At 46.5% G+C, this 13,597-nt stretch carries 12 protein-coding genes and 2 pseudogenes; all 14 read right to left on the bottom strand.

What is annotated here, in order from left to right:
* Window positions 1-140: 140 nt before the first annotated feature.
* The 14 genes and pseudogenes from HMPREF2959_RS05695 to HMPREF2959_RS05745 all read right to left on the bottom strand — a co-directional run bounded on the left by HMPREF2959_RS05695 (window position 141) and on the right by HMPREF2959_RS05745 (window position 13,554).
* Window positions 141-455, bottom strand: a complete 315-nt coding sequence (locus tag HMPREF2959_RS05695; protein ID WP_002213349.1) for an integration host factor subunit beta — start codon at window positions 453-455, stop codon at window positions 141-143.
* A gap of 10 nt (window positions 456-465) precedes the next feature.
* Window positions 466-2,151 (bottom strand): 30S ribosomal protein S1, encoded by a 1,686-nt coding sequence (gene rpsA / locus HMPREF2959_RS05700; RefSeq protein ID WP_002239753.1) that lies wholly within the window; start codon window positions 2,149-2,151, stop codon window positions 466-468.
* Window positions 2,152-2,305: 154 nt separating this feature from the next.
* Complete coding sequence (cmk, locus tag HMPREF2959_RS05705) at window positions 2,306-2,962, bottom strand: (d)CMP kinase (RefSeq protein ID WP_002243579.1); 657 nt, start codon at window positions 2,960-2,962, stop codon at window positions 2,306-2,308.
* Between the two features lie 95 nt (window positions 2,963-3,057).
* Window positions 3,058-3,192, bottom strand: a complete 135-nt coding sequence (locus HMPREF2959_RS13385; protein ID WP_256373242.1) for a hypothetical protein — start codon at window positions 3,190-3,192, stop codon at window positions 3,058-3,060.
* Between the two features lie 13 nt (window positions 3,193-3,205).
* Window positions 3,206-4,580: pseudogene (locus HMPREF2959_RS13235) on the bottom strand (sodium-dependent transporter).
* A gap of 150 nt (window positions 4,581-4,730) precedes the next feature.
* Window positions 4,731-7,056: pseudogene (locus HMPREF2959_RS13500) on the bottom strand (TonB-dependent receptor).
* A 46-nt stretch (window positions 7,057-7,102) separates the two neighbouring features.
* Window positions 7,103-8,164 (bottom strand): MFS transporter, encoded by a 1,062-nt coding sequence (locus tag HMPREF2959_RS05720; protein WP_246829040.1) that lies wholly within the window; start codon window positions 8,162-8,164, stop codon window positions 7,103-7,105.
* Complete coding sequence (locus tag HMPREF2959_RS13250) at window positions 8,052-8,360, bottom strand: hypothetical protein (RefSeq protein ID WP_371441783.1); 309 nt, start codon at window positions 8,358-8,360, stop codon at window positions 8,052-8,054. The genes HMPREF2959_RS05720 and HMPREF2959_RS13250 overlap by 113 nt, the downstream gene beginning before the upstream one ends.
* The gene (locus HMPREF2959_RS05725) at window positions 8,360-8,758 is read right to left on the bottom strand and encodes a hypothetical protein (RefSeq protein ID WP_002233960.1); all 399 of its coding nucleotides are present in this window, start codon (window positions 8,756-8,758) and stop codon (window positions 8,360-8,362) included. Before HMPREF2959_RS05725 ends, HMPREF2959_RS13250 begins: the two co-directional genes overlap by 1 nt.
* A 4-nt stretch (window positions 8,759-8,762) precedes the next feature.
* Window positions 8,763-9,560: a GNAT family N-acetyltransferase gene (locus tag HMPREF2959_RS05730; RefSeq protein WP_269320909.1), complete on the bottom strand. Its 798-nt coding sequence runs from the start codon at window positions 9,558-9,560 to the stop codon at window positions 8,763-8,765.
* A complete protein-coding gene (locus HMPREF2959_RS13505; protein ID WP_079870940.1) occupies window positions 9,550-9,798 on the bottom strand; it encodes an IucA/IucC family C-terminal-domain containing protein in 249 nt (82 codons plus the stop codon). The genes HMPREF2959_RS05730 and HMPREF2959_RS13505 overlap by 11 nt, the downstream gene beginning before the upstream one ends.
* Window positions 9,799-9,977: 179 nt before the next feature.
* On the bottom strand, window positions 9,978-10,289 hold the full coding sequence (locus tag HMPREF2959_RS05735; protein WP_002213365.1) for a hemerythrin domain-containing protein: 312 nt from the start codon (window positions 10,287-10,289) through the stop codon (window positions 9,978-9,980).
* 528 nt (window positions 10,290-10,817) lie between these two features.
* Complete coding sequence (locus HMPREF2959_RS05740; RefSeq protein WP_002225170.1) at window positions 10,818-11,510, bottom strand: 16S rRNA pseudouridine(516) synthase; 693 nt, start codon at window positions 11,508-11,510, stop codon at window positions 10,818-10,820.
* Window positions 11,511-11,577: 67 nt separating this feature from the next.
* The gene (locus tag HMPREF2959_RS05745; protein ID WP_002243571.1) at window positions 11,578-13,554 is read right to left on the bottom strand and encodes a LysM peptidoglycan-binding domain-containing protein; all 1,977 of its coding nucleotides are present in this window, start codon (window positions 13,552-13,554) and stop codon (window positions 11,578-11,580) included.
* Window positions 13,555-13,597: the final 43 nt, after the last annotated feature.

Raw genomic sequence — 13,597 nt, forward strand, 5'->3', positions numbered from 1 at the left:
GCCGTACTGGTTTTTGTTAATCCACTATAAAAAAATCCACGCTCTAATCCGTTGCTTGCTTGGCTCAAGGTATTGAAGCAACGGATGAAGTTAAACCACAGAAAAAACGCCGCGTAACAGCGGCGTTTTGATGCTAAGGTTTAATTGGCATTTTCTTTTAAAGCCAAGTCGACCCGCTCGCGCAATTCTTTACCGGGCTTGAAGTGGGGTACATGTTTTTCAGGTACTTCCACACGCTCGCCGGTTTTGGGATTGCGACCGATGCGGGCAGGACGATGGTTCAAATCGAAGCTGCCGAAACCGCGGATTTCGATGCGTTGACCTCGGGCAAGCGATCTAGTCATGGTGTCAACCAAGACTTTTACGCTGTACTCTACGTCTTTTGCCAGAAGATGCGTGCCGTTTTTGGCGGCAAACACTTCTGCCAAACGAACCATTAACTCAGACTTTGTCATGTCTGCAACCTTATTCTTGTTCGCCGGAGAGTTTGGCTTTCAGCAGGTCGCCCAAGCTGGTGGTGCCGGCATTCGCATTGGCGGCGGCATTGACGGAGTTCAGTGCTTCGCGGCTTTCTTTGGCATCTTTGGCTTTAACGGAAAGTTTGATGCTGCGGTTTTTGCGGTCAACGGTAACGATGACGGCTTCAACTTCGTCGCCTTCTTTCAGTTTGGTGGTCAAATCTTCAACGCGGTCGGCTGCAAATTCGGAAGCAGGCAGGTAGCCTTCTACTTCGTCAGACAGGGCGATAACAGCACCTTTGGCGTCAACAGATTTCACGGAACCTTTAACCAAAGAACCTTTGTCGTTCACGCTGATGAAGTTGCCGAACGGATCGCCTTCCAGTTGTTTGATACCCAAGGAGATGCGTTCTTTTTCCACGTCGATTGCCAATACGACGGCTTCGACTTCTTCGCCTTTTTTGTATTTGCGTACGGCTTCTTCGCCGGATTCGGTCCAGGACAGGTCGGACAGGTGAACCAGACCGTCGATGCCGCCGGGCAGGCCGACGAATACGCCGAAATCGGTAATGGATTTAACCGCACCGGAGATTTTGTCGCCTTTGTTGTGGTTGGCGGCAAATTCTTCCCAAGGATTGGCTTGGCATTGTTTCATACCCAAAGAGATACGGCGGCGGCCTTCGTCGATTTCCAAAATCATGACTTCGACTTCGTCGCCCAGTTGTACGACTTTGCTCGGGTGTACGTTTTTGTTGGTCCAGTCCATTTCGGAGACGTGTACCAAACCTTCGATGCCTTGTTCGATTTCGACGAATGCGCCGTAGTCGGTCAGGTTGGATACTTTGCCGAACAGGCGGGTGCCTTGCGGATAACGGCGGGTCAGACCGCTCCAAGGATCTTCGCCCAGTTGTTTCATACCCAAGGAAACGCGTTGTTTTTCTTGGTCGAATTTCAATACTTTGGCTTCAACTTCCTGACCGACTTCCAAGACTTCGCTCGGGTGTTTCACGCGCCGCCATGCCAAATCGGTGATGTGCAACAGACCGTCGATGCCGCCCAAGTCAACGAATGCACCGTAATCGGTAATGTTTTTAACGATGCCTTTGATGACGGAGCCTTCTTGCAGGTTTTCCAGCAGGGCTTTGCGTTCTTCACCCAAAGTGGCTTCCAGAACGGCGCGGCGGGAAACAACGACGTTGTTGCGTTTTTTGTCCAGTTTGATCACTTTGAATTCGATCTCTTTGCCTTCGAAGTGAGAAGTGTCTTTTACAGGACGTACGTCGACCAAAGAACCCGGCAGGAATGCGCGGATGCTGCTAATCATAACGGTCAGGCCGCCTTTGACTTTGCCGTTGATGATGCCGGACAGGATGTTGCCGTTTTCCATGGCTTCTTCCAGGGCAATCCAATCGGCAGCGCGTTTGGCTTTTTCGCGGGACAGTTTGGTTTCGCCGAAGCCGTTTTCGACGGATTCGATGGTAACGGTAACGAAGTCGCCGACTTTAACTTCAATTTCGCCTTGAGCGTTTTTGAATTCAGCTACATCAATCAGGGATTCTGATTTCAGACCTGCGTTTACGGTAACGAAGTTTTGGTCGATTGCCACTACTTCAGCGGTAATCACCTCACCCGGGTTCATTTCTTGCAGGGTAAAGCTTTCTTCCAACAGCTGAGCAAAATTTTCCATAGACATATATAACTCTTTTCGGTACACCGCCAAGGGGTGCGGGGTGGGTTGGTGGATGTCTGCCGTCCTTGGCAGGGCAGACGGGTAAATAAGGTTTCAGACGGCATATGGGGAAATTCATGCTGTCTGAAACGCAATGCGGGCGATTATACCTGAAAATTTAAACTTTACGATACCAATCAAGCACTTTTTTTACAGTTTCTTCTATAGTCAGGCGGCTCGTATCCAAAAGCAGGGCATCGGGTTGTTGTTTCAGGGGGGCAACCTTGCGGTTTCGGTCTGCCTCGTCTCTGGCTTCGATGTCGGACAGGATGCGCTCGAATGCCAAACCTTCGCAGGGGATGCCGATTTGTTTGGCGCGGCGTTCGGCACGGATTTTGGATTCTGCCGTCAGGAAGATTTTAAGTTCGGCTTGGGGGAAGACGACCGATCCGGTGTCCCGTCCGTCGGCGACCAGTCCTTTTTCGGTCAGAAAATCGCGTTGGCGTTGCAGCAGGGAGGCGCGGACTTTAGGCAACTGTGCGACTGCGGATGCGCCCATGCCGATGGCTTCTGTCCGGATGCCGTCTGAAACGTCTTCGCCGCCGAGCAGGATGCGGCTGTCTGAAAATACGGCGGGCAGTTTTTTTGCCAGTTCGGAAACGTTTTCTTCATCGTGCCATCCTACGCCTTGTTTTTGTGCATATAGGGCGGTCAGGCGGTAGAGTGCGCCGGTATCGAGATAATCGTATCCCAATGCGGCGGCAACGCGGGCGGCAACCGTGCCTTTGCCCGATGCGCCCGGGCCGTCGATGGCGATGACTTTTTGTCTGTTCATAAGGGGGATTCCTGATGGTTTGGGGTATGGGTTTTGCCGTCTGAAGGATGTATTTCCCATTGGGGCGGATTCTACCTGTTTTAAAGGACGATTGTCTAAGCAGACGGAACGCCGCCTGCCCGGAAACATCCGACAGAAGTCGGCAAGCCGGTTCGGATTTCGGCGTTGCGGGTATTGTGGCGGGCATCAAGGCAATGCTGTCTGAAAGAGGTATGACCTTCAGACGGCATCGATTGCTGCGGATTAGAACAGGTTGCTGACGAAAATCAGCAGAATCACCAGCGGCACAAGATATTTCACATAAGCAAACCAAATATTGACCGTCGTATGGTTGCCTTTATAAAGCAATTCGTCCTTCGCTTCGTCCTTCATCACAAAACCGGCAAACAGCGCGGAACCGAGCGCGGTCAGCATAAACAAGATGTTGCCGCTGATGTAGTCGAAGGCATCGAAAATATTTTTGCCGAACACGGAACGTCTTTCCACGGACCATAGCTCAGAATGGACGGGATGTTGCCGAAAATGAAGATGGCAGCCAATACAATCGTAATCGCGGCGGTACGGCGGATTTTGGTTTTTTCCTGAATGGTCGTAATCAACACTTCATAAATGGTCAGCGAAGTTGTCAACGCGGCAATCAGGAGCAGCGAGAAGAAAATCACGGCGAACACAGATCCCGCCCACATATGTGAGAACACAATCGGCAAGCTTTGGAACACCAAAGTCGGGCCGGAATCGGGGGCAACGCCGAAGCTGAAGAGCGACGGGAAAATCATAAAGCCCGCAAGTATGGCGATGATGGTATTGGTAATTGCCGTGATAACTGCCGTCTGAACCAGATTTTCGTTTTTATCCAAATAGCTGGACAAGGTAATCATCACGCCGAAACCCAAGCTCAGGGCAAAAAATACCTGCCCCAAAACGAAGACGAACAGTTCGGCGGTAATCTTGCTGAAATCAGGTTTCAGATAGAAAGCAACCCCTTCCATTGCGCCCGGAAGGGTAACGTTGCGGACGACCATCGCGATTAGGAACAAAAACAGCAGCGGCATCAGCTATTTTGCCGCTTTTTCAATGCCGCCGATAACGCCTTTGACCAAAATCCATTGGTTCACGGCGACAAAAAGCAGCGTATAAAACGCAATTTCCCAAGGGCTGTTTCAATGTGTTCGGCAAAGAAGCCTTTTGTAACCACACCGTCGACGGGGCTGGAAATATTCAAATTTCCTCCAATAATATTAACGATATAGCTGATTACCCAGCCGCCGAGTACCATGTAATAAGCCATGATGCCGAACGCGCCGAGCAGCCCCATCCAGCCGACCAGTTTCCAAATTTTGGCAATGGGTTTGCCGTTCATCGGGCCGCCGAACGCATCCAGCGCGTTCACGCCTTTGCGCCGTCCGATGACATTTTCCACCAAAATCATCGGGATGCCGATAACCAGCATCGCGATACAGAATAAAAACACATACGCGCCACCACCGTTTTCACCGACCAAATACGGGAAACGCCACGTCGCGCCGAAACCGACAGTCGCGCCGGCAATGGTCAGGATAAAGGCTTGATGGTGGGTAAGTTTGTCATCATCGGTGACGGATTTGGCTTTGTTGGCGATGACCAAGCCCAAATGGTGCTGGCGAGATAGGGGCTGTAAGGTGGGGTGTCGTTTCATGGGGGTTCCTGTTGGTAAATTAAATTTTATTATAAAATAAAAAAACCACAAACACTAGGGCGATGTTTGTGGTATTGTGGCACATAATGCTGATCAATAATTTAAGGTATAACTTATCCCATAACTTCTCCCCTGTGCAGACAAGCTGGATAATTCACCATAAGTCACTTTGGCAGCTTGACTAAATACACTTTTATATTTTTTATTTGTCAAGTTATAAATCCCAAAGTTTAACTGACCTTTAGGTAGTTTGATCTCACCCAATAAATCCGCCACGACATAGCCTGAAATTCTAGCCTCCGGGGTTTTGCGGACATTTTGATTGGTTTTGGCAATCAGGCTGTCCTTGTAAGCTCTTTGTGTACCATCAATGGCAAGTAGTTGTAAGCGTAACTTATGTTCGTTTGGCGTAGTATATTGAGCAAAAGCGGTGGCTTTGGTAGGGCTGATACGAAACGCCCCAAGTTCTCGATATTGACCGCTTGCATCTTTGTATTGCCCCCGTGTATAGGCAATACTACCGCCCATGGTCCAGCTATCGTTAATTTTATGGTTTAATTCAAACTCTGCTCCATAGATACGTTCGTCAGTATCGGCAACAACCACGCTATAATCTTTTAAAAACTGAGTGACTTTGTCTGATGTATTATAAAATGCTGTCAGTTTAGCATGACTATCGCCAAATGTTCCCACCCAACCCACATCATAACTATTGACTGAAATTGGCTCAACATTATCAGAATTAACCGCAAAACCCGTCCCAACATCTCTTAGCACCCTTTGTAAATCAGGTAAACTATATCCTTGCCCAAAATTGGCAAAAATACTGTGATTTGGAGTTAATGAGTAATTTGCTCCAAGATTAAATAAGGTTTTGTGATGCTTCACTTTGCCAGAATTGACAGTTCCTGCTTGATACGGCACTTTATTCTGGTTTAATAAATCGGCTAATAGCGACTCACTGGGTGGCACAAAACCATCTGTTTTACTGTCTATAATTTGATGCCGTACACCTGCCGATATTTTTAAATCATCTGTCAAAGCAACATTAGCATTGGCAAATATGCCGTAGGTTTTTAAGGTGGTGTCAGGTCCATAAGTGTAACGGTTGCCAGTGTCTTTAAATGCCAAGCCGTTGCTTTGCATAAAGGTAGTCAAATCATAGCCTGTCGCCCCTTGGCGGTTTTTTTTCTTGTTCATAATCGATACCATAACTAAGTAGTACAGGTTTTTGAGCAAGGTCAAATTTTCTTTGCAAAGCCAGTCTTGCTCCCAATACATCTGCCTTGGATTCGGATTGTAACACCCCATAGGCGCTAGCTTGTAGATCCTTGGTATAAGCATCCAAAGAATTCATGCTTTGTAAAATAGGCAGGGCTTTGGCGATCGAAAACGGGGCAACAAAGGGATAAAATCTGCCTTTCTCTCTGCGATAATAAGCATTGGTATTGATGGTGTTACCCCACAAATCATCATGATGATAGTTGATATTAAAGGTGCTTTTGGTGGTTTTTGGCTGTTCTGATAATGATAAGCCTTTGATGGCATTTAATGAAGGCTTTTCTCCAAACAACACCGCAAGGCGATTACCATAATCAGGTGCATAATCGGTATCTTGTTTGTCGTTATAATGCGTCAATGCCAGATTGATATTTTGCTTGTCGTCAAGTTGCCAATCAACATTTGTATTGACACTTAGGCTTTTGCTGTCTTGCTTATCAGTTTGGGCAGGCTCAGGAGCGATGCGTTTACCGTTAGCATCAAATGCCCCTCCTGTGGTGCGATAGTCGACATCAAGTCGTGCAAGGACATTACCATTTTCGCTGACACCTGCTACACTCTGACCTACCTGATAACCGATACCTTCACTGGATAATTTACTACCATGTACACCGATGCGGGTTTCAAATTGCTCCTCTTCCAAATCAGACTTAGTAACGATATTAATCAAACCGCCTGTTGCTCCAGACCCATAAATACTGGTTGCTCCTGATAAAACTTCAATTCTAGCAACTTGATTGGGATTGATACTATTAAGCTGTCTAGAGATGTCTCGCGAACCTGTCAAAGGCACGCCATTTAACAAAAATTGCACTTGACGACCGTGCATGGTTTGCCCAAAGTTACTGGTAGTGCCACTACTTACCCCCAAACTTGGAATGAGCTGTGCCATCACATCGGCAAGCTGTCGAGAGCCTGTTGCTTGCTCTTGAATTTGCTCTTCATAAATAACTTTGGTGGTATGGGGCATTTGCGTGATACGATTGGCAAGTGCCATACCGCTCTTATCAATGGTAATAACCACAGGCTCTAATTCAACCGTTGGTAATGACTCATTGGGTTGAGCGTACAACTGCTGAGTTACTGCCACACTTAGTAAAGGCAAAGATAACCATTGAAAATAGTGGGAATGACGCATAAATTACTCCTTATGGAAAAGTAAAATTTTAACAGTCTGTTACGGTTTAACAGTCTGTTACGGAAAATTTTTTTATCAATGTCGGCAAAATAAGCATTGACACCCCAGAACCAATCGCAAGCCACAAAAATAGCTTGTCATAGCCAAACTGATGTACTAAAAATCCACTCATCGCCCCGCCGATAAAATACACAAGCAACTCCACGCACACAAACAAAGTAAAGTCCGTGCCAGCTTGGTCGGGATTGGCAGCATTCATAAACAGAGCATATAAGGCAGTCATTGTTAAATAGCGAACAGATAAAATTAGCAAAACACTAATTGCCATCAAGCTCATAAACCCTGTTTTTAATAAACCTACCGCAGGTAAAAAATCACCCAATAAAGGATATAGCAATCCTAAACACAACAAAGCATAAACTGCCGTTCTTAGCCATCCGAATAATATAAGACAACGTACAATGTCGATATATTTGATTAATACCCCTGCCAAAAGTGCTGAACCAATCCCAACAATCGCTCCAAATACCGAAAACAAAAGCCCAATCTGAGACAGTGAAAAACCAAAATCCACAAGCATTGGATTTAGCATTGCCATCATCGGAGCTTCCACAAAGCGAAACACCACAATCAAAGCTAGTAACCATTTAGTTTGCGGGCGTTTGATAAGCCTAATAAGACTTGCTTTGGAAAGATTGGTAGCATGTTTGGGATTGTCTTGATCTTTTAAGAACCATAGTGAACACGAAATAAGCACAACAGTTGTTGCCAAACTGATTGTTGCCATTTGCCAATCAAATCTCTGATATAGCCACAGTGTGCCAGCACCGCCTACCATACTACCAAACGCCACTCCAAAACTTTGCATGGCACTTGCCAGCCCAAAGGATGACTTATCAAATTGTTCCACTGTATAGCCATCAATAGCGATATCTTGGGTGGCACTTGCCAAAGACACCAAAAAACTTATGCTCAGAAATAATACAATCTCAGACTCAGAAAACTGTAAAAAGCCAAGCCCAAACAGCCCGACTACCACGATAATTTGAGTAAAAAAATAACCAAGTTTTGCGTTTGCCGATTTTGGCACAATAATAATTGTCCACATAACTTGCCCACAGAAATTTAAACGCCCACGGCAAATATAAAAGTGAAAGCATGCCAATCACCCTAATATCAACGCCTTGATGTCTTAAAATGGCAGGCAATGCCACATTAAAAAAATACAAAGGCAAGGCATGGGCAACATATAACAGTGCCACCATCGTCAAAAGATGGCGATTTTTTTGTTGTGAGATAATCATCAGACCGCCCCTATTTTAGTGTTTATCCATGCTTTGGCTTCAGTCAGTGACAACACCACCGCATAAGGCACTCGCCATGCTTTATGAAAAGCAGGACTGTCTAAGGCTTGTCTTTGAGTCTCATCATCAACAATTCTGACTAATCCCTTGCAATATTTAAAGAACGATTCTTTGTGCGTCTTGTACCAAACCGCCTCAATTTGGCGGTAGTTATTAGGGAGTGTCAGCCCTGTCCGACTATGGTAAATCAAGGCAAAACTCTGCTCACTGGCTAACAAATCACTCATAGCAATCAACCAATCATCAAATGCATCTTGACTAATCTCGCCTGAAAAATCGAGTAAAAATACAGGTAAGGAGCTATTTGGGTTCTGAATAGCATTTAGAAAAATAGGCATAACATCACTCTTTAATGCTGGCATTTAAATAATGGGCAAACTTACAATAAAACCCTTCTTTGTCACAAAAATATAACATTGCAGTTTTTTCAGGCATTACAATTTGATATTGGGGCATATAGTTTAATTCTTGAGCGACTACCTCATAGGGTTTTACACTTGCATCAGGTTCACCCACAATTTTTTTAGCAGGTGAATGTTCAAAAATAAAAAAGCTTAGTAGACGCATGATGGCACGCAAGTACCCTTTGCCAACAGCCTGTGCCTCTGCTAGTAACAAATGCCAACCCAAATCATTTTTGTCAGCTGTATAATACCCTGATAGTCTATCCCTTGCCCCTTCATAAACTTCGGCGTAACCAACCCATTCGCCATTAATACTAACCAAATACAAACGCTGGTGATCATCAGCCAACATTTTTTCAAAATAAACAGACAGCTCAGACAATGATTTATTGAGTTGCCATTGAGGGATAACATGGGGCATATTCATCCAACGATGCAACAATTCAATATGTTCAGGGTAGCGTATTTGCACCAACCCAAATTCAACCCCATTTTCTCTGTAAATATAGTTGTTTGGCAACCCCTGAGATAAAGTTGGCAATCGATTGATTTTACTGCATTGATCTTGATTAAAAGAATCGGTATAGATTTCTAGCATTTCTATTCTCTCATTAGGGTGTGTTGAATATTTGGTATTTGCAATGAAAAATGAGAAAAATCGCACGTTTTTCATGCAAAAACTAATAAAAGCGTTAAAATTTTCATCATTTTTACAAATAATGTTATCAATGTTCAACACACCTTAGAAACTGTGGTGATATTGGATTGCAAATTGGTTCGCAAACCACGGGTTCTGGACGGTTGGCGTTATCTTGATAACCTCTTGTAAAAAAGCGAACACGATTTAGGCACACCTTTTCAAATTTTGGTCTTTTTAAATCAAATAAAGCAATCCTCTCATTTAGCTCTGGATGTTGATGGTGAAATTCATCAATAATCTTTGATAACTCATTCCAAAATTCAAATTCAGATATATTATAATATTAAAGCTACTTTGTGGCGGACAGCGTGGAGCATAGCACCGATAAACCTGTGTTTAATCAGATTGTGGGATTAAAAGATGGGTTTAAATAACTTTTAGCAATTTTAAAATTAAACGAAAGCCAAACGTGGTGTTTGGCTTTTTAATTCCATTGCCCAGCTTTTAACTCGTTCATTTTACATTCTCATCACTCGCCTCATAAATGGCAAAAAGCTCATCATCGCTTAGCACCGTCTCAGCAATGGGAAAAAGCTCTCGCTCTTCAAAGCGGATATGGTCATACAGAGCATTTGCAAGCTCCTTGACATCGTCGACGCTTGGGTCGGTATTGACAAGTAGGCTCTCAATGTATTCATGCTCATCAAGCATTTGCTTTGCCAATTTAACCGCTTTGTCATCGGATAATTTTGTCAAAATAACATCGGCAAGGCGTGTTCGCTCAATCTCAAAATGCGTGGGAATGGTAGTGGTCAGATACTCCACTTAGGTTAATCGGCTGGATCAGGTTTGACGATTGGTGTTGGAAGACATATTGCAACAGTGTTTGATTAAGATGAGATGGAATTTCTACACGCGTTTTTTAACAGGAACTGACTGATTGTTTTTTAAGTGTGTAGTTATTTTCACTAATAGAGTTATATTTTATAATGGATATTTCTGATTTGCATAAATCAACAAGGATTGAATCAGATTTTATAGATAGATGAATCGTTTATTTTTCTACACTGGGACGGTGAAATAAAATTTCATATGTCATATGATCGGGAATGCTGCGTCAGTAACATATGTAGTATGTGTAGTAAACGAAGATAAAAAAACCATCTATACAAGGGGAGAAGTATAGATGGCAAAACACATTACGGGGAAAACGTCTTACTCATAAGCCTGCTTGAACAGGCGTTACTCAGACAAATGGATTATATCGTAAATTGATTTTTTGCGTTAAATTGGGTTAAACCATATATTTAATGAGTATGTGGATGAATATAAATGGAATTCTTGGATGTTATTTCAGAATTTTGGACATTCGATAAATTTCCATTCCCCGGGTTTGAGGTTTTCTGTTTCCAGATGTGCGAATCGCCGGCGATGAAGGTGTTGCACGCGGTTGCCGGCGGCGGCGATCATGCGTTTGACTTGGTGGTATTTTCCTTCGGTAATGGTCAGCAGCAGGGTGGTCGGGTTTTTCAAAACGGCATCGGCGGCACAAACGGTTTCGTTTTCGTCGTGGAGCAGCACGCCGTTTTTCAAGGTTTCGCAGAGCGTTTCTCCTGTGGGGTGTTTGAGCGTTACTTCGTACAGCTTGGGAATTTTTCTGCTCGGCGAAGTCAGGCTGTGGTTCAGTTTGCCGTCGTTGGTAATCAGCAATACGCCGGTCGTATCTGCATCCAGCCTGCCGACCGCCTGCATATCGATGTTCCGCATATTGTCGGGGAACAGGCTGAATACGCTGCGGTAGTGCTTGGGTTTGTGCGAAGTTTCGTAATCTTCAGGCTTGTTGAGCATGATGTAGAAATAGGGTTCGGGAACGACGGTTACTGCTTCCCCGTCAATATCCAACGTTTCGACGGATGAGGAATCGATGTCTGCATCGGTGTCGTCCATGCAGGTTCCGTTGATGAAAACATAACCGCCGGCAATCAGCCATTGGCACTGCTTGCGGCTTCCTATGCCTTGATATTGCAGGTATTTGATAAGTTTCATGATGGTATGGGAAATGTGGGATGAAAAAGACAGGACTGAGAAAGTCCTGTCATGTGCCGTATCCGAATCAGCTTCCAATCAGTTTGACCCTCTGTCCCGGATTGATGGTGTTCAGGTTGGGATTGAGCCGGCGGATGTCGTCGATATGGATATTGAAGCGCGCGGCGATACTTTTGAAGGTGTCGCCTTTGCGCGCGGTGTAGGATACTTTTTCAATACGGGTTTGGGCAGGGGCTGCCTGCGCCAGGCGGAGTACCTGTCCTTTTTGGATGGTGTTGCCTTTGATGTTGTTGGCGACAATCAGGTCGGCTACACTGACGTTGTAGCGTTTGGCAATGTTGAACAGGGTGTCGCCTTCTACAACGCGGTGGATGCTGGCATGGAGCGGGGAGATTTCGGCTTCGCCGTCGGCAGCTTTGGCTACGCGCGTTTCCAAACGTACCCGGCGTTTGCCGTCGGCGGCAACGGTATGTTGCGGAGATGAGGAAATGTTGTGTTCGGCAACTGTGTCAGGCGTGCCGATGACGGCAGAGATGGTTTCTTCAGCCTGTCGGCGCAGGTTGTTTCGGGCAACAAGCTGCATGAGTTCGTCTGCCGCCTGCATGTCGTTTTGGGGGACGATCTGCGCGAGTGTTGCGGTTTGGGTTTCAGACGGCATGGCGGTCTGTTTTTCGGTTTGAGGTTGCGCTGCGGCTGTCGCAAGGGCAGGTTCGGCAATACGGACAAGGGGATCGGGTTCCGTACGGACGGTTTTCTGCGGCAAAGGTGCGACGGTAATGTCCGCTGTCTGTGCGGCGGCGGGTCGGATTCGGGCAATGCCGACGTTCACCGTGCCTGCCGGCATATTGGAACGGTAGGTGTTGGGCGTATTGTCGATGTCGATGGAAACGACGGATTCCGATGCCGTCTGAAGGGTTTTGCCGTTCTTGGCGACAAGGATGCTGCGTCCTGCGTTGACAAGGTTGCCGTTCAGGTTGTTGAGGCGTTTGATGTCGGCAATGCTCATGCCGGTTGCCGTCGAGATGTCGGACAAGCTGGTTTTGGCGGCAGGCGTATAGACTTCCCATGAAAACAGGCTGTCGGGTGCGGCGTTGAGGTAGTTGCTTTGGAAGGTTTGTACGGACGCGACAGGAAGCAGCAGTTTGCGTTTGCTTTTGGGGATGAACGCGGGGACGTTGAATGCGGGGTTTAGGGCGAGCAGCTCGCTTTGCGTGATGCCGGCAAGCCGGGCGATGGCTTCGTTGTCGAGCGGACGGTCCGGTTCGACTGCCTGAAAATACGGTTTGTTGTCTATGTCGCTGATATTCATGCCGAAAGATTGGGGGGCGGCAATGATGTTGCGCACGGCGAGCAGCTTGGGGACATAGTTGCGCGTTTCGTTGGGCATACGCAGGTTTTCGTAGGTCGGTTCGAGCCCTTGGGCGCGGGCGCGGTTGATGGCGCGTCCGACGTTGCCTTCACCCCAGTTGTAGGCGGCAAAGGCAAGCGGCCAGTCGCCGAACAGTCCATAGAGGTATTGCAGATAGTTGAGTGCGGCATCGGTGGCGGCGTAAACGTCGTGCCTGCCGTCGTAAACCGGTGTTTTTTCCAGGCCGTAATGCCTGCCGGTAGCGGGCATAAACTGCCATAATCCTGATGCGCCGACGTGTGATTTGGCTTTGGTGACGAACGCGCTTTCGATGAAGGGAAGCAGGGCGGCTTCGGCGGGCATATTGCGTTTTTTGACTTCGTTGGCGATATGGTACATATAGGGTCTACTCCGGTTGATGACCCTGTTGAAATAGCTGTGGCTTGCGATGAATTTGCTTTCGTGGCGGCGTACCAGTTCGGGATTGACTTCGCCCATCCGGAAGCCTTGGCGCAGCTCGCTCCACAGGCTGCCGGATTGGAAATATTGTTTTGTCGGTGGCAGGTCGAGTATTGAAGAGTTTAAGCGCATAATCGCCAAACCGATTTGGTGTGATGAGGTGTTTTGGGCGTATAGGAAACCCGGACAAACGGACAGACCTGACGCGGTCAGGGCGATGGTTTTGAGTTTGGACATGATTTATATCGGCGGAATAAACATATTTTATCGTCCGATGGTA

Source organism: Neisseria sp. HMSC070F02, assembly GCF_001814225.1.
GTDB lineage: Bacteria > Pseudomonadota > Gammaproteobacteria > Burkholderiales > Neisseriaceae > Neisseria > Neisseria meningitidis.